The sequence below is a fragment of the Micromonospora sp. IBHARD003 genome (assembly GCF_056106285.1).
On the sequence record NZ_JBWBBX010000001.1, the window covers coordinates 4474526 to 4491024 of the forward strand.

Below are 16499 nucleotides of genomic sequence, written 5' to 3' on the forward strand. Positions count from 1 at the left end.
TGAACCAAAGCCGGCGCCGTCGTCTCCGGAGGAAGCCTCATGTACCAGGCAAGATCCCGGCTCGGAAGAACTGCCCTGCTCGTGTCCACATGTCTGCTCACCGCGCTGCTCCCCCTCGGCTCCGCCACCACGGCCGCGGCGGACGACCCGCCCCCCGTCCCCGTCGACCGCTTCGAGGGTGAGATCCCCTTCGCCGGTCCGCCCGCCGAGGGCATCTTCGGCTGGGGCAGTGACGCCGACGACCCTCCGCGGCTCAGCCTCGAAGAGCGCCCCGACGCCCCCGAGGGAGGCAAGGTACTCAAGGGCTCGTACGGGATCAGCGGCTGGGGCGGCTTCACCCATGACTTCGCCTTCGACAAGCCCCCGCACGACTGGACGCGCCACAAAGGCGTCCGCTTCTGGTGGTACGGCCAGAACACCGCGCCCCTGCCGCCCGGTTCGGGCAAGCGCATCCACTTCGAGCTCAAGGACGGCGGGGCCAACGGCGAGGCGTCGGAGCTCTGGACGACCTCCTTCACCGACGACTGGCAGGGCTGGCACCTCGTCGAACTGCCCTTCTCGCAGTTCCAGTACCGCACCGACTACCAGCCCGTCGGCGGCATCGACCAGATACTCGGCCTGAACGAGATCTGGGGGTACGCCCTCACCCTCCCGGTGGGCGCGCCGGGCGAATTCGCCCTCGACGGCGTGGAGTTGTACGGCAAGGCGGACCCGGCGCTCACCGCGAAGGTCCTCACCGACGCCGCCGTCCACCCGGTGCGGGAGGGCGGCTCGGCCGCCGTGCGGATCACCGTGGCGACCACGGGATCCGTTCCCGTGAGCGAGCCGGTGACCGTCGCCTACGCCACCGAAGGCGGCACCGCGACCGCCGGCACGGACTACCGGCCGGTGACCGGCACGGTCACCTTCCCCGCGGGCACCCCGTCCGGCACGTCCCGCACCGTCGTCGTACCCACCCTGAAGGACGGTACGGCCGAGTACGCCGAGACGGTGCCGCTGAAGCTGACCGTGACCGGGGCGAAGGCCCCCGCCGAGGACCCGCAGGTCGTGATCGACGCCCACGGCCTGCCGTATCTCGACGCCAGGCTTCCGGTGCGGCAGCGGGTCGCCGATCTGCTGTCGCGGATGACCCTGGCCGAGAAGGCCGGCCAGATGACTCAGGCGGAGCGGGGCGCCCTCAAGGCGCAGAGCGACATCGCGGCGTACGGCCTCGGCTCGCTGCTCTCCGGCGGCGGCTCGGTGCCGAACCCCAACTCCCCCGAGGCCTGGGCCAAGATGGTCGACGCCTACCAGCTGCGCGCCCAGGCCACCCGCTTCCAGATCCCGCTGGTCTACGGCGTCGACGCCGTCCACGGCCACAACAACGTCGTCGGATCCACGATCATGCCCCACAACATCGGCATCGGCGCGGGCCGTGACCCCGCCCTCGCCGAGCGGACCGGTGCCGTCACCGCCGCGGAAGTGCGTGCCACCGGCGTCCCCTGGGACTTCGCTCCCTGTCTGTGTGTGACGCGCGACGAGCGCTGGGGCCGTTCGTACGAGGCGTTCGGCGAGGACCCCGCGCTGGTCACCGCCATGGAGACGGTCATCCGCGGAATGCAGGGCGCGGCGAACGGCAGGGACCTGGACCGGCCGGACAAGGTGCTCGCCACCGCCAAGCACTACGCCGGTGACGGCGGCACCGCGTTCGGCTCCTCCACGACCGGCTCGTACACGATCGACCAGGGCGTCACCAAGGTGACCCGTGAGGAGCTGGAGGCCGTCCACATCGCTCCGTTCGCCGATGCGGTGCGGCGCGGTGTCGGCACGGTCATGCCCTCGTACTCGTCCGTCGATCTCGTCGGCGACGACGCGGGACCGGTGAAGATGCACGCCAACGCGGAGCTGATCAACGGTGTGCTGAAGGACCGCATGGGCTTCAAGGGCTTCGTCATCAGCGACTGGCAGGCGATCGACCAGATCCCCGGCGACTACGCGAGCGATGTCCGCACCTCGGTCAACGCGGGGCTCGACATGATCATGGTGCCGACGGCGTACCAGGACTTCCGGCGCACCCTGGTCGACGAGGTCGAGGCGGGGCGGGTGCCGCGGTCCCGGGTGGACGACGCCGTCGCGCGCATCCTGGAGCAGAAGTTCCGGCTCGGTCTCTTCGAGAAACCGTACGCCGACACCTCGGGCCTGGCGAAGGTCGGTTCGGCCGGGCACCGTGCGGTGGCCAGACAGGCGGCGGCCAAGTCCCAGGTGCTGCTGAAGAACGAGGGCGCGGTGCTGCCCCTGAAGCCCTCGCAGAAGGTGTACGTGGCCGGGTCCAACGCCGACGACCTGGGCAACCAGGCGGGCGGCTGGACGATCAGCTGGCAGGGCTCGTCGGGAAGGATCACCGAGGGAACGACGATCCTGGAGGCGATGAGGAAGTCGGCGGCTCCCGGTTCCGTCACCTGGTCCAAGGACGCCTCAGCGCCCCTCGGGGGCCATGACGTGGGTGTCGTCGTGGTCGGCGAGACCCCGTACGCCGAGGGCGTCGGCGATGTGGGCAACGGTCACGACCTCGAACTCCCGGCCGCCGACAAGGCCGCGGTCGACCGGGTGTGCGGCGCAATGAAGTGCGCGGTCCTCGTCGTCTCGGGCCGCCCGCAGCTGATCGGCGACCGCCTCGCGGACATCGACGCGCTCGTGGCCTCCTGGCTGCCGGGCACGGAGGGCGACGGGGTGGCGGACGTGTTGTACGGCAGGCGCCCGTTCACCGGGCAACTCCCCGTCACCTGGCCGAAGTCGCAGGCGCAGCTGCCGATCAACGTCGGTGACGCGGTGTACGACCCGCAGTACCCGTACGGCTGGGGGCTGACGACGCTCAGCCCCGTCCCGGCGGGGGGTGAGCGCAGCCTCAGGGCTCTTGCGGCGGCCGCGGAGGCGGTCGAGAAGGCGGGCGGCGCCAGGTCCGAGGCGGGACGGGCCCTCGCGGGCCAGGCTCGTGCGATCGTGCAGCAGCGCATCGGCCAGTCCCTCACCCCGGCGGTGGCGGGACCCTTCGCCGACGCCGATCATCTGCTGCTGACCGGGGATCTGACGGGCGCGGTGGCCGCACTGGTCAAGGCCTACCGGGCGGCCTCGGGCTGAGCCCGGTGGCTGCCCGCCACGGCTGCCGCGCATGGCACAGGGACGCAGGTTCGGGCCCGTTCGGGGCCTGCGTCCCGGCCCGGAACCGGGGCCTTGGGTCCTGTCCGGGCCTGGGGGTTTCTGATGGATCTCCGTGGAGGAATGGGCGTCGCGACGCCGCGAAGATCCGTCAGAAGCTCCCTGGTCTCGGCCCGGGCTCGCGTCATGACGCGGGCGTCACCCCGGGCTGCCGCGCAGCGCGAGCACGATCGCGGCTCCGATGCCGCCCGCGACCAGGGCGAAGCCCACGGATCCCCATCCGCCGTTGCGCCAGGGGAAGAACCGGTCGACCGCGAGGCTGCCGGGGCCCACGGCGGCCACCGTGAGCGCGGACACGGCGAGGACCATGGGGTAGGCGAAGCCGTTGGGGGCCCACAGGTCCAGCTTCTCGGCGACGGCCATGGCGTTGATCATCACCCCGACGATCGCCGCGGCGGCGAGCGGGGTGAGCAGTCCGATCGCGAGCCCGATGCCGCCGAGGAACTCGGAGGCTCCCGCCAGCCCGGCGTACACGACACCGGGCCGGTAACCGAGGTCGCCGAAGCCCTTCCCCGTCGCATCCAGTCCCGGGCCGCCGAGCGCGCCGAACAGTTTCTGGGCGCCGTGCCCGGCCAGGATCACACCCGTGGCGAGTCGCAGCAGCAGCAGCCCGAAGTCGGCGGCACCGACCGTCAGCGGCGCCGGTGCACCGCCGTGGGCGGGGGCGTGCCGGGCGCCCTCGGTGGACGTGTTCATCGTGGAATCACCTCCCTGCGCCGATGCGCGGCCGGGCCGCGGTTACGGGGTGCCGGTCGCCGGCGCGGTCGGGTGGAACGGTTGTCGAGGTGCCCGCGCCGCTGCGCGCGGGATATCGGCGGCTCTGCCCGATGGCCGCCGGATGGCCACCCGGATCCCCGGCGCAGGGGGTGCCGCGATGGCCTCGGGGCGGGACGGGGCCCGCTGTGCACAGGGGACGGCGCTGCCGCGCGGACTCTTCCGCGCGGGTCTTCCGTCTCGTGGAGGGGTCGTGGATGAGACACCCCTCACCGTCGATACTGCGCCTCGCCGACGGGGACAGTCCAGGGAGCGATCCTGGAAGAGCAGTGCGGCAACGGCTGAGTTCATGACGTGCACATGAATACACCGCGCGCAGGACGCCGGGACGTCACCTCCCGCTTCCACCCTCACCGGGTAGTCGTCATGTCCCCGACATCGAGGAGTGCAATGTGAGCAGGCCCCGTACCGCCAGGCCGACCACCGTCGTCCTGGGTACGCTCCTTGCGGCGCTCACCGCAGCCGTACCCGCCGAGGCCCGTACCCCCGGATCCGCCTCGCCGCCCGCCGTCACACCGCGCGCGGAGGCGCCGACCCTGTACGACGACGAGGCGGGCGGCAACGCCAACGCCGACGACCCGGCGATCTGGCGCAACACCGCCGACCCGGACCGCAGCCTGGTGATCGCGACGGCCAAGGAGGGCGGACTGCGCGTCTACGACCTCGACGCACGACCGGTCCAGTCCATCGCGGCGCCCCCCGCCAAGCGCCCGGACGACGCCCCCGGCCGGTTCAACAACGTGGACCTGGTCCAGGGCCTGCGGCTGCGGGACGGCCGGGCCGATCTCGCCGTGACCACCGACCGGGGGCACGACGGGCTGCGGTTCTACCGCATCGACCGCAATCGTCCCGGCGGCCCGCTGACCGATGTCACCGACCCCGCGGCTCCGCCCGTCTTCTCCGAGGACCAGGACGAGATCAACAAGCAGAAGACCGCGTACGGCCTGGCCACCTGGACCGACAAGGCGAGCGGCCGTTCCTACGCCGTGGTCAGCCGGCGCAACCGAACCGCCGTCGCTCTGCTGGAACTTCGCCCCACGGCCGGCGGCACCGTCACCTACCGCACGGTCCGCACGCTGGACCTGCCGTCCTCGTTCCGGCTCCCGAACGGAACCTCCTGGACGCCCTGCGCCGAGCCGGACGAACTCCCCCAGGTCGAGGGCATGGTCGTCGACCCGGCCAACGGCATGCTCTACGCGGGCCAGGAGGACGTCGGCGTCTGGCGGATCCGGGCCGACCTCACCGGCACGCCGAAACTCCTGGACAAGGTCCGTGAGTTCGGCGTCCCGGGCGTGTACGACGAGGAGACCGAGGAGTGCACCCCGGGCGCCGACCCGGGCTACGGCGGCTCCCATCTCACCTCCGACGTCGAGGGGCTGACACTGCTGACCGAACCCGACGGCGACGGGTATGTGCTGGCCTCCAGCCAGGGCGACAACACCTTCGCCCTGTACGACAGGGAGTTGGAGGACGCCAACGAGTACGAGGGCGGCTTCCGTGTCACCGCCGCGTCGGCGGCCCTGGACGGCTCGGAGGAATGCGACGGCGCGGCGGTCCTCAACGCGCCGCTCGGCAAGAGGTACCCGCACGGACTGCTCGTCGTCCAGGACGGCCATGACACTCCGGCCGACGGCGACCGCGAGGCCACCGGCTTCAAGTTCGTGGACCTCGGCGACGTGATGAAGCGTATCGACGACTAGATGATCGGTCGGGCGAGGTCGGGCGAGGTCGGGCGACTCTCGGCTCAGGGGCCGACGTATTCGTAGACGCCACCGTGAGGGTGTCGCAGTACCGCTCGCTAGGGGTTCTGCCGGCTCCCGATCGTTGACGCCGAGCGGCCCGCACTCCCGGTGGGGAGTGCGGGCCGCCCGGCGTGGCTGGAAAGGGGCTCAGATGGTGTCGAGCGTGCCCTTCCAGCCCAGCCAGTAGGCGGCCACACTCTGGTGCTTGGTCACGGGCTTGCCGAAGCTCCCGTACAGAGGGGTCGCGCGCCAGTCCATCGAGACGAACGCGCCGGATCCCGCCAGGCCCGTGGGCTTCGCCTTGGTGCCGTGGAGGCGGATCGCCGCGTTGACGTTGGTCGATGTGCCGCCGCTGCCCAGGAACTTGAGGATGCGCGCCGGCGTGGCCCGGAACTTCACCCACACCTGCTCGCTGGTGACGGGGATGTCGTAGATGCGCTCCGTCGTCGTGTACGCGACGCGGATGTCGAGCGGGCCCTTCCCGGTCCTGCTGACGGCCGCCTCCTGGACGAACCGCACGTCCTTGTTGTAGTTGATCACCGAGCGCGGATGGCCGGGCAGGGAGGCACCCTTCAGCGAACCGTGCATCGCCAGGTAGACCTTGCGGTCCTGGAGGTAGCCGACGAAACGGGCCTGCTTGGCCGGCGCCAGCGCCCGGAACGCCTTCAGGGTCGTCTTGGCCTCGGGGGTCTTCTGGTGCCGGAGGTAGTCGAGGTAGCCGGCCACCGTCAGCTTGCGCTGGATGTCAGGGGCCGATGACGGCGGCTTCGACGTCTGCCGGGGAGACTGCTCGACCGCCGAGGCCGAGGGTGCGAGGACCGCGACCGCGACCCCGCCCGCGATTGCCGCCGAACCGATACGCCGCACGAGGGAACCGTTGTGCACTGTCTCTCCTCTTCCAGAATTCAGCAGGTGTGCGTAACGAACTTAGGCAGAGCCCGTCGTTGCGGGTATCGACCCTTCAGGCATGGACCCTTGGGACAATGGCCACGAGGGCGATACCGGGCCGCCGGGAGCATCGTGCGCCATCGCTCCTGAGCAGACCGGGAACGGACCTGCCGGAATTGGTAGAGCGCTCATATGGTGTTCACCATTCCGGTTCCGCGCGGTCCGGTGTGACTGGCGTCTCAGGGCTCAACTGCTGTCGCACCAGCCCTAGTTACTGCGCCTCCAAGCGTTCCGGGCGCGTGTAGTGTCACGCTGTGGCGGAACGCCGTCGCAGCCCGTGCCACGGGCCTGTGGCTGCGCCACCCGCTGGGTGTGACGACCACGTAGACGGGCTGTGGGCCGAAACCCAGGTACGACCGAACAAAGCACGTAGAGGGGAAGCCCGGCCAAGCAGTGCGGCTATGCATAACACGGGGAAGGTAGAGCTGCTTTGCCTACGTACCAGACGAAGAACGAAAAACCATCGATGCACCGGCGCTTCGCGCGCCCATCAGAACCGTCGACTCCAGGAGACCCCACCGGAATTCCTGAACTCACCCCTCGGGAACGCCAGGTTCTCGTCCTTGTGGGCCAAGCGGCCCAGAATCGTGAAATCGGTAAGAGGCTCGGCATAGCCGAGCGGACCGTCAAAGCCCATCTGGCCAATCTGATGGCAAAGATCGAGGTGACTACGCGCATAGAAGCTGCAATCTTCGCCTATGTGCACTACCGGGACATCTGCACATCGGAGGAGTGCTTCACCGTCGCCTAGAACCCATGCACCACTGCGGCCTGCCCCTCGTGGGCAGGCCGCAGCACCGGCGCCTGCCCGGCGCAGGCGGGGGATGCCTGCGCCGGGGGCGTGGCCGGTCCGAATTCCCGTCCTGTTCTTCGTCGCGGCCAATGACCGCACGAGATAAGGCATTTGACTGTGGTACGTGTCCTCGTGGCCTATTCGGCCGACGTCGTGTATAGGGCGGTTGCTCGCGTTCTGTGATGCGCGAGGCCTGGGATGTGCGCGTCCTGTGATGTGGGGGCATCGCTCGAAGTCTGTTGCTTGCCGCGTCAGCCGTTCGGACGGATCGTGCGGGCGCCCTCCCGCCGGGCCATTGCCCGAAGATGCAATACCGCGAAGATCGCTTCTGTAGAAGACTCTTTCCTGCCGGTCGGCCGAGCCGGCCCTGCCGCCGCCCTTCGTGTGGCTGTTCCCCCGCGAACGGCGGCGGCTCCGGTCCTGGGACGAGGGACTCTTCCGCGTGGACGCTCGCCCGAACCGGGCGATCCGGTCCGCACCGTCCCGGAGTTCACGGACCCGCGGTTCGTCCGGCGGGTCATGAAGTCGACAGGGCAGCCGGGCCCGCGCCCCCGAGTGGCCCGGGACGGGACGTCATCCCGCCCCCTTGCCCGGGTGTCTCCCCTGCCCTGATGCCTTGATGCCCTGGTCACAGCACTCAGACTTGAAAGGTCACGTATGCGCACCGTCAGCAAGGCCCCCCACACGCTCCTGGTCGCGGCGCTCGCCTCCGCGGCCGTACTCGCCGGCTCTCCGGCCCAAGCGGCGGAGAAGTACTACTCGGCCTCCGACAAGACCCATACCCGCACCACCGCCGTCGTCGCGGACAAGGGGAAGAACACCCTCCGTCATCTGGGCGGCGACTACACCGCGGCGAAGCGCGGCACCTACTACCTCCGCATCGTCGTCCAGAAGCCGGGCAAGGCCCGCGAGGTGCTGACGGTGTGGCGGAAGGCCGCGTACGTCGGTGAGATCTCCCATGTCCACCGCGCCGAGTGGACCTTCAAGACGCCGAAGAAGTTCCCCGACAAGACCAAGGTGTTCGCGGAGATCAAGGGTCACGGGTACACCCCGGCGATCGTTCTCTAAGCCTCAGGGCTGTCCGCCCGGACAGGGCTTGACCCGGTCGGGGCGGACGGGCGCCCGCCCCGCCCCCTCCGGGGCGGGCGCTGCCGGGTGCGCGCGGGACGAGGGGAGGTGCCGCCGCCCGGGTCCGGTCAGAAGTGGACACTGACGCGTCAGTGGCGCCCCTGAACGGTCAATACCGAAAACTGGCCTCCCGGGAACACCTCCCATGTCACCCTTACCGGTAATTGCACGAACACGGGGGGTGAGTGTGGTGGTCATCGAGACCTGGGAGCAGGCGCTGGTCGCCGGTGTCGTGGTGCTGGTGCTGGTCGCCGTGGTGGTGCTGGCCCTGCGCCGACGGATCAAGAAGGTCTCGGCCCGGATCGACGGGGTGAGCGTCGAGACGGCCGACGATCCCGCCCCGAGTGGTGAGGAGGAGGTCCACACCAGACGGACCAAGATCCTCCGGTCGCTCGTCGACGTCATCGAGAAGGCCCGCGTCACGCTGGTGGACACCAAGGTGAAGAAGAGCGTCATCAGGGTGCGGGGCAGGGACGAGCAGCAGCCGCCGTCAGGGCCGGGCCGGCCATGACCGCCCCAGGACAGAGGAGGCCGGACACCGGAAGCCCAGAGCGTGCATGTAGACCGCGTCCAGCAACTGGAGGAAGCCGCACGTACCGTCGGCGGAGGCGAGGCGCATCGAGCGCTGTTCTTCGAAGGCCGGGAGGGGATCGGGAAGACGGCCCTCCTGAACGAGATATCCCGTCGGCACAGCGAGACCATCCTCCTCTCCGTTGATCTCGGCGCCATGTTCGCCGAATCCGAGGTACTGAGCGCGATCGCCCGGCAGGCTTCTCGACAGGGGGTCCCGATGGATTCGTTCCGAGCTCTGCGGGGGCGGTACGGGGAGACCCCTCCGGTGGTGTTCAACCACGCGGAGATCAAGAGGGCCAGCGTCGACTTCGCCTTCCATGTGAACAGCGACCGCCGTATGCAGACCGACGCGCTCACGGACGAACTCGTGGCCGCGCTGGGTGAGTCGTCGCAGAGCAGCCCGATGGTCATGCTGCTGGACGGCTTCGAGAACTGCCAGGCTCCCATGCGCGAGTGGATCAGCCGCGATCTGCTCCCGGAGATCCTCGCCGGTCACCGGGCGAGCGTGTTCCTGGCCGGCCGGAGCGTGCCGAGCCTCGGGCATCCGCATGCCGGGCTCACACGGACTCTGGCGCTGCCGCCGTTCGATCCCTCGATCGTCGAGGAGTGGATCGAACTGAGCGGTATCGACGACCTCAAGGGGATGGGTCACGTCATCTGGGGCGGAACCGCGGGTCTGCCCTCCATGATCGAGGAATTCCTATCGAACTACAACATCGCCGAATGGCCGTCCTGATGCGGCCCGACATCGTTTCGCGCAGCATCTGGGCCTCCTTCGACACCCTTTCGCCGGGCGAACGGTCACTGGTCGAGTTCCTCGGCGTCTACCGCCGGTTCGACTGGCGCATCATCGACTACACCGCCCAGGCCCTTCGGATCGACATCGCCGGCGACCGGGTGGCCGCGCTGCCCATGGTGGAGAGATGCACGGGGATCCAGGGGGAGGACTTCCGGCTGCGGCCACTGCTGCGCCAAGGCCTTCTGGAGCGGCTGCGCGGTGAAGACGGCGGGTCCGTTCACATCCGCGCGCACCGGCTCGCTGCCGGGTACTACCACCAGGATCTCGATCCGCTGAACACCGGCAGACTGGGCTGGTACGTGGAAGAGATCCACCATCTCGCCTGTGCTCACAAGGGACGTGCGTTCTCGCGGCTGGCCGCCTTCTCGCACACCGCGCTGATGACCGGCCATCCGGAAGCGGCCAGCCGCGCCGCGGCCGAGGCGCTGGAACGTGCGCCTGGAGCCGAGGACACACCGGAAGCCGAGGGCGCGCAGGGTGAGCACCCTTCCGCCGAACTGGCCTGCCTGGCCGAGGTGGTCCAGTCCGTCGCGTCGATCCTCGCCTCCCCCGCGCGCGTCGACGAGCGGACCATCATGCGTCTCGACGGCATTCTGACGGGCGCCAGACCGAGCGCCGACCTTGCGGCATCGCGCCTCGCGCAGCTGGCGCGCGATCTGGTCACGTACTACAGCGAGCGGTTGTTCCCGGCACCCCGGATGAGTTCCGTCCTGGCGCCGACGGCGGCAGTGGCGGGCCCGGCCCGGCGGGGTCTGCCGGAGGTGTCCGCGGGACTGGCCATGGCGGAAGCGGTCGCCCACTTCCCGCACACCGTGATGAAACGCGTCCACGCCGTCGAACTGCGGGGGATGTCGAAGGTGCGGCACTCGGTGAAGACCACGCTCTACACCCAGACCGCGAGTGCGCAGGCCACGGAGGCACTGGTCGACATCTTCCCCTGGGAAGCCGGCGACACCCTGGACGCCCTCGACGTCAGGGACGCCAACGGATGGACCATCGACTCGCTCAAGTCGATCCAGGCACAGTCCCGCATCGCCAGTGCGGTGTCCTCCTGGCTCACCGACTCGGCCGGTGAGGAGTCGGGCGGTGAGGAGATGAGCGTGACACTGCGGCGCGAGATCTCCCAGTCGCTGGTGTCCGCGATGCAGAACCGGGAGCACGCGGCCATCGAGCAGCTGCTGCTGGCGGCCGCCGAACAGTCCGAGGGAAGCCTGCGGACACGCATCAGATCGGCCATCCGCTACTTACCCCTGGTGGCCGTGCTGGACGCGAACTCGCGTACGTCGCAACGGCTCCAGTACCACTACCCGGGGCCGTGTACCGTCCGGCGCGACGGCTGGGCCGGCATCGCGGCGACGCTGGAGCTGGTGCTGCCGACGGAGGTGAAGAACCACCACCTCGAGATCCCCACGCCCGAGGGACTGGAACTGGCGGGGCTGGGTTTCCACAGCGAGCTCCCCGCCAGGGTGGTGCCGCGGCCCCATCGCGGGCACTGGCCGAGACACGGTACGCCGGACATGCCCGAGGAGTTCACGATCGCCTTCGCCCGCGAGGACGACAGCGAAGGCAACAGGACGGGCGTCGCGGCCAACCGTGTGGTGCGGGCGGAGCTGCATCTGCAGTACGTCGTGCAGCGTGAGGACGTGGTGCGGGTGCGCCGCGTCAACCTCGTCTGTGTGCTCGCCTGTATGGCGGCGATCTTCCTGCCGTATGTGCTCGACGGCGCCGTCTGGTCCAACATGTTCTCCTGGGTGGCGTCCGCCTTCGTCGTGGTGGATGCTTATTTCAGGAATCCCCGGACCGATCCGGGTGTCGATCGGCAAGAGCTCCGTGCCCATGCGAGCCGCCCCATCAAGCTGGTGCTCGCCGCCAATGTGATCTCCGCCGTCGCCGCCGCCTCCATGGCCAATGTGAGGGGCAGCGAGGTCATCGCCTTCACCGTCACCCTCGTCGGTCTGGGTATCTGCATCCTGTCGTCCCTGCTGCTCTACAACGTGGCGCTGCAAAGACGCCGCCATCTGCGCAGGGCCGAGCTGGGTATGGCCGCCGCGGCCGACTGACCGTGGGACGGGGTCGGACAGCACCCCCGAGGCGACGGTCTGCGCGAAGGAGTAGCGATGACCCACACCACCGAGGCTCCCCGTCACATCAGCGGGCTCAGGAACACACGCTACGGCGAGATCCTGCTCGTCTCACCGGACGAGTCCGGCGGGCTCAAGGCGGCCGTCTACAACACGCTGGGCCTGAACGACTGTCCGCAGCAGTGGTGGGACGGGCTCGACCCCCGTGCGCTGGCGGAGCAGTTCGGGGTGCCCCTGGTGCTGCTGAACGGCCCCCGCTACTGGGTGATCGACGAGCTCACCGCGTTCGCGACGGGCGCAGTCACGACCTTCGACGGTGTCGGGGTCCGGCTGGTCGCCGAAGTGCGGATCCCGCCGGAGACGCATCCCACCGGTGCCAGGTCGTACTACATCGACACCACCGTCGACCGGGACACGGAGTACCTTCTGTCCGCGGGGAAGCCGGTCTACACGCTGACCGACCCCGACGGCCGCACCTATGTCCTGCAGACGTACTCCCATACCCTGGACGACAGTCAGACCCTGGACTCGCTGGCCGGACTCGGCGACCGGCTGCGGCTTCCGCAGGGCTGGCGGTACGGGGCCCACACCCCCGAGGAGGACCTCCTCGTGCGCACGGTCGACGGCAAGGCCCACGTCGTGCAGGACAACCTCGAGAACACCTATATGCTCCTGGCCCGTTGAAGCCGGGCCGGGGTTCTTCAATCCGTCAGGGCGCCGTGAACAGTCCGGGGAAGCGGGGCGCGAGCCAGGGTCTGCGCCCCCAGGCGAGGACGCCTCCCCGCGCCATGGCGCCCCAAGGGCCCCGGCGGCCGAGCGCCATCAGCAGGAAGGCGACCGGTTCGGTGAGGATCGTGCAGTCGGAGTGCTGCGGTGGCTGTGCGGAGACGGTCATGGCACCGTCGGTGAACGTGACTCCGAAGGAGTCCCCGCCCCGCAGCCGGATGGTGAACCGGGCCGACAGCCCGGCGGATTCGCTGGTGTCGACGACGCGCGGCATGGCCGTGATCAGAAAAGGCAGGGTCAGCCCGACCCGTGTGCGGTCGATCATGTGGGGGCGGCCCAGCGCGCGGGCGATGTCGTAGCCGTGGCCGAGCATGTGCGTCAGCAGGTACGCACCCAGCTCGGCGGGACTCATCGGACCCAGCGGGGTGACCAGCCTCCGGTCCGCGGGGTGCCCGTCCACGGCCGCCAGGAAGGCATCGGCCTGGTCCACGATCATCCGGGCCAGCGGTTCGGCGCCGCGCTCGGCGAACGCGGCCAGTGCGCGCTCGTTGGCCGAGGCCAGGCTCTGGGCGGTGCCGTCGCCGTGACTGCGCTCATGTCCCGCCGCCACATCGGCCATCAACTCGTTGGCCTGCGCGAGATGAGCAGCGGCCTCCCCGAGGGTCCACTCCGATCCGGGTACCGGGCCGCTGGTGTCGGCGACTGCCCGCAGCAGCGCCGCGATGTCCTCGGCGGTGCCTCGTATCGCCTCGTCGAGGCCGCTGGGCAGCGCCCCTCGTGTCTGCTGCCCGGCCGCTGGTTCCACGCCGTTTCCCTTCCGGTCGACCGCACCCGTCGCGGGTCCGCCCCGCCGGAGGATCCGTCCCGGGGCAACGGCCGTACCCAACCAGGCGACGGAGCCGGCGACAAGGGGCCGTGCGGCATGGACAGCGGACACCTGCCGTCGACACCGGACGCGCACGCGGACACCGGACAGGGGAGGCGTGCACCACGGCGCGGGTACCGGCCTGCCCCGCTCTTGGGGGCAGCCCGAGCCGGGCCCTGGCGTCCGATCGCCCGGAAAGGACCTGGCGCCGCGGCTCAGCCCTGGCCGGATGCCGCGTCCAGATGGGGCAGGTGGTGGCCCATCCGCTCCCGTTTGGTGCGCAGATAGGCGATGTTCTCCTCGCGCGGCGCTGTCAGCAGCGGTACCTGTTCGGCGATCTTGATGCCGTGCTTCAGCAGGGCATCGCGCTTTCTCGGGTTGTTCGACAACAGCCGCACGGACCGCACCCCGAGGTCGTGCAGCATGTCCGCCGCCACCTGGTAGTCGCGGGCGTCGGCCGGGAGTCCGAGTGCGAGATTCGCCTCGACGGTGTCCAGGCCCTCGGCCTGCAGCTGCATCGCCTGGAGCTTCGCCAACAGGCCGATGCCGCGCCCCTCGTGACCCTGGAGGTAGAGGAGGACGCCGCGTCCTTCGCGCACGATGGCGCGCAGTGCCGCGGTCAGCTGGTCTCCGCACTCGCAATGCTTGGAGCCGAAGGCGTCTCCGGTCAGGCACTCCGAATGCACACGCGTCAGTGCACCGTCACCCTTGATGTCGCCGTAAACCAAAGCGATTTGTTCGTCACCGCGAATGCGATCCAGGTAGCCGACGGCGAGAAAATCACCGTGTTCTGTGGACAGCCGGACATTTGCCCTGCGTTCGACGCAGGATGCACGAACGGTGTCCACGTTTGAGCCATCGGTATCTATCATGGCCAGATCATATCGGGTAACCTCTGGTGATGGGCCGGGAATCGGCGAGAAGTTGTCAACTGACCGTCTGGTTCAAAGGTGTTCGGCCAATGGATGCGGCATGCTCGCAGGGCGTGTCGCCGTCTGCATGTGGAGAACACCCGCCGATGCGTGCCGTATTCGGGCAGATCGGCGCCCAAATCACCTGGAACGAAGAACGAAAGGGTCGGGAAAGATGAGTGGCCCGCACGTGCGACTCCCTGCATTGGGTCTGTTGCCGCTGGAGACGACAACGGACGACGTAAGGGCCGGACGGGCCTCTGTCGCCGTCCTTCCCATCGGCAGCTTCGAGCAGCACGGACCGTATCTCCCGCTGATGACGGACACGGTCGTGGCCTGCGCCATCGCCCGGGAGATCGCCGCAGCCCACCCCGTCCTCTGCCTCCCGCCCGTGACGATCTCCTGCTCGCACGAGCACGCGGCCTGGCCCGGCACCGTCAGTGTTTCCGCCGCCACTCTGTATGCCGTCGTACGGGACATCGCCGAATCGCTGCGCCGCTCCGGCATCAACGACCTGGTGTTGATCAACGGACACGGCGGAAACTATGTGCTGCGCAACGTGGTTCAGGAGTCCGCGGGCACCGGCACACGCATGGCGCTTTTCCCCGGATCGGCCGACTGGAGTGCGGCGAGGGAGCGTGCGGGAGTGCAGACCTCGTCCCACAGCGATATGCATGCGGGCGAAGTCGAGACATCGATCCTGTTGCACGATCACCCGGAACTGGTGCGCCCCGGATATGAGACGTCCGACTTTCTCGCCGACGATCGCGAGCATCTGCTCACTCTTGGTATGAGGGCCTACACGGAATCCGGTGTCGTGGGGCGGCCGTCAATGGCCTCCGCGGAAAAGGGAAAACAATTGCTCGCCGGCCTTGTTGATTCCTTCGCCGATTACTTTTCACTTCTGGCTCCTGTCGAGTCCCTGGCCCGTACGTCCACGGACCCGGGTCCTGAGGAGTCCCTGGCGCCTGAGCCGTCCCGCGCACCGCGGCCTTCGGGACCCGCGGGTCCCGGACGGTCCACCGACGGCCGGCGGGTGACGCGATGACCGGCCCCGCCGCGGACGGCCGCGCCGCCGTGCTCGACACGACCGAAGCCTGGGAGCGTCTGCTCCGCGTCCGCACCGAGGCGGACGCCGCCGCCGCGGGCCTTCTCACCGGTGACGACGGACGGTGGCACTGGCGCAGTGCCTCGCCCGAGGCGGACGTGCTCGCCGACCGCTATGTGTCGCTGTCTCTGGCCGGCCCCCGCTTCACCTTCGCCCAACTCGGCCAGAGTCTGGACGGATTCATCGCCAGCCGCACCGGCGACGCGGACTACGTCACCGGCGAGGAGGACCGGTGTCATCTGCACCGGCTGCGGGCGCTCGCCGACGCGGTGCTCGTCGGCGCAGGAACCGCCGTCGCCGACGACCCCCAGCTGACGGTCCGCGCCTGCGCCGGGAACAACCCGGTGCGCATCGTCCTCGACCCGCACGGCCGCGTACCGCTGCGGCGCCGGGTGTTCACCGACGGCGCCGCCCCGACCCTGTGGGTGGTGGGCGCGGACAGCGACCCCGGACGCGAAGCCGGCCCGCACGGCGCCGGTGCCGGCGTGGACGTGCTCGTCCTGCCCGACAGCGCCGCCTTCGCCCCGCGCCGGCTGACGCACGAGCTCGCACGCCGCGGACTGGGCCGCGTACTCGTCGAAGGCGGCGGCGTCACCGTCTCCCGCTTCCTGCACGCGGGCGTGCTCGGCCGGCTCTACGTGACCGTGGCACCGGTCCTGCTCGGCGACGGCATCCCGGGACTCGCCTTCCCCGGGCCCGACGTGATGCGCGACGCCCTGAGGCCCCCGACGCGACGCGCCTTCCTCGGCGAGGACACCCTCTTCGAACTCGACCTGCGGGCGGCGCAGTCCGGCCACCCACGGGAGGACCAGGACGGCGATCCCGGGCAGGCTGGCGACGAAGGCCAGTAGCCCGT

The 16499-nt window shown here is 69.7% G+C and carries 14 protein-coding genes; 10 read left to right on the plus strand and 4 right to left on the minus strand.

All coding sequences use genetic code 11. The features are described 5' to 3' along the window. Positions 1-39: 39 nt before the first annotated feature. Entirely contained in the window at positions 40-3117 is a 3078-nt protein-coding gene (locus tag ACTWOL_RS19960) for a glycoside hydrolase family 3 N-terminal domain-containing protein (protein WP_474298116.1), read from the plus strand. A 216-nt stretch (positions 3118-3333) separates the two neighbouring features. Here ACTWOL_RS19960 and ACTWOL_RS19965 read toward each other — a convergent pair whose 3' ends face one another. Further along, a complete protein-coding gene (locus ACTWOL_RS19965) occupies positions 3334-3891 on the minus strand; it encodes a DoxX family protein (RefSeq protein ID WP_474298117.1) in 558 nt (185 codons plus the stop codon). Between the two features lie 470 nt (positions 3892-4361). Here ACTWOL_RS19965 and ACTWOL_RS19970 point away from each other — a divergent pair, with 470 nt between their 5' ends. After that, on the plus strand, positions 4362-5669 hold the full coding sequence (locus ACTWOL_RS19970; RefSeq protein ID WP_474298118.1) for a phytase: 1308 nt from the start codon (positions 4362-4364) through the stop codon (positions 5667-5669). Positions 5670-5858: 189 nt separating this feature from the next. Here ACTWOL_RS19970 and ACTWOL_RS19975 read toward each other — a convergent pair whose 3' ends face one another. Next, positions 5859-6596 carry a hypothetical protein gene (locus tag ACTWOL_RS19975; RefSeq protein ID WP_474298119.1) on the minus strand — a complete coding sequence of 246 codons (738 nt, stop codon included), beginning with the start codon at positions 6594-6596 and terminating at the stop codon, positions 5859-5861. Between the two features lie 493 nt (positions 6597-7089). On the opposite strand from ACTWOL_RS19975, the gene ACTWOL_RS19980 reads away from it, so the two are divergent. From ACTWOL_RS19980 to ACTWOL_RS20005, 6 genes are all read left to right on the plus strand, one after another. Beyond that, positions 7090-7410 (plus strand): response regulator transcription factor, encoded by a 321-nt coding sequence (locus ACTWOL_RS19980; protein ID WP_474298120.1) that lies wholly within the window; start codon positions 7090-7092, stop codon positions 7408-7410. Between the two features lie 699 nt (positions 7411-8109). Then, positions 8110-8520 carry a hypothetical protein gene (locus ACTWOL_RS19985; RefSeq protein ID WP_474298121.1) on the plus strand — a complete coding sequence of 137 codons (411 nt, stop codon included), beginning with the start codon at positions 8110-8112 and terminating at the stop codon, positions 8518-8520. A gap of 241 nt (positions 8521-8761) precedes the next feature. Then, positions 8762-9091 (plus strand): hypothetical protein, encoded by a 330-nt coding sequence (locus ACTWOL_RS19990; protein WP_474298122.1) that lies wholly within the window; start codon positions 8762-8764, stop codon positions 9089-9091. Positions 9092-9133: 42 nt separating this feature from the next. After that, positions 9134-9889 (plus strand): P-loop NTPase family protein, encoded by a 756-nt coding sequence (locus tag ACTWOL_RS19995; protein ID WP_474298123.1) that lies wholly within the window; start codon positions 9134-9136, stop codon positions 9887-9889. Beyond that, complete coding sequence (locus ACTWOL_RS20000) at positions 9877-12012, plus strand: hypothetical protein (protein ID WP_474298124.1); 2136 nt, start codon at positions 9877-9879, stop codon at positions 12010-12012. Before ACTWOL_RS19995 ends, ACTWOL_RS20000 begins: the two co-directional genes overlap by 13 nt. Positions 12013-12069: 57 nt before the next feature. Next, a complete protein-coding gene (locus ACTWOL_RS20005; RefSeq protein WP_474298125.1) occupies positions 12070-12717 on the plus strand; it encodes a hypothetical protein in 648 nt (215 codons plus the stop codon). 25 nt (positions 12718-12742) lie between these two features. On the opposite strand, the gene ACTWOL_RS20010 is transcribed toward ACTWOL_RS20005, so the two are convergent. Next, complete coding sequence (locus ACTWOL_RS20010) at positions 12743-13564, minus strand: maleylpyruvate isomerase family mycothiol-dependent enzyme (protein WP_474298126.1); 822 nt, start codon at positions 13562-13564, stop codon at positions 12743-12745. A gap of 275 nt (positions 13565-13839) precedes the next feature. Continuing rightward, positions 13840-14472: a GTP cyclohydrolase II gene (ribA, locus tag ACTWOL_RS20015; protein WP_474298127.1), complete on the minus strand. Its 633-nt coding sequence runs from the start codon at positions 14470-14472 to the stop codon at positions 13840-13842. Positions 14473-14725: 253 nt separating this feature from the next. Here ribA and ACTWOL_RS20020 point away from each other — a divergent pair, with 253 nt between their 5' ends. Together ACTWOL_RS20020 and ACTWOL_RS20025 are read left to right on the plus strand one after the other, a co-directional pair. Continuing rightward, positions 14726-15583, plus strand: coding sequence for a creatininase family protein (locus ACTWOL_RS20020; protein ID WP_474298128.1), 858 nt, complete (start codon positions 14726-14728; stop codon positions 15581-15583). Next, positions 15580-16494, plus strand: coding sequence for a RibD family protein (locus tag ACTWOL_RS20025; protein WP_474298129.1), 915 nt, complete (start codon positions 15580-15582; stop codon positions 16492-16494). The genes ACTWOL_RS20020 and ACTWOL_RS20025 overlap by 4 nt, the downstream gene beginning before the upstream one ends. Positions 16495-16499 lie beyond the last annotated feature (5 nt).

Bases quoted from the DNA above. Each gene is read 5' to 3' on its own strand.
- ACTWOL_RS19960 (WP_474298116.1), top strand. From the start codon at position 40: ATGTACCAGGCAAGATCCCGGCTCGGAAGAACTGCCCTGCTCGTGTCC.
- ACTWOL_RS19965 (WP_474298117.1), bottom strand. From the start codon at position 3,891: ATGAACACGTCCACCGAGGGCGCCCGGCACGCCCCCGCCCACGGCGGT.
- ACTWOL_RS19985 (WP_474298121.1), top strand. From the start codon at position 8,110: ATGCGCACCGTCAGCAAGGCCCCCCACACGCTCCTGGTCGCGGCGCTC.
- ACTWOL_RS20000 (WP_474298124.1), top strand. From the start codon at position 9,877: ATGGCCGTCCTGATGCGGCCCGACATCGTTTCGCGCAGCATCTGGGCC.
- ACTWOL_RS20005 (WP_474298125.1), top strand. From the start codon at position 12,070: ATGACCCACACCACCGAGGCTCCCCGTCACATCAGCGGGCTCAGGAAC.
- ACTWOL_RS20025 (WP_474298129.1), top strand. From the start codon at position 15,580: ATGACCGGCCCCGCCGCGGACGGCCGCGCCGCCGTGCTCGACACGACC.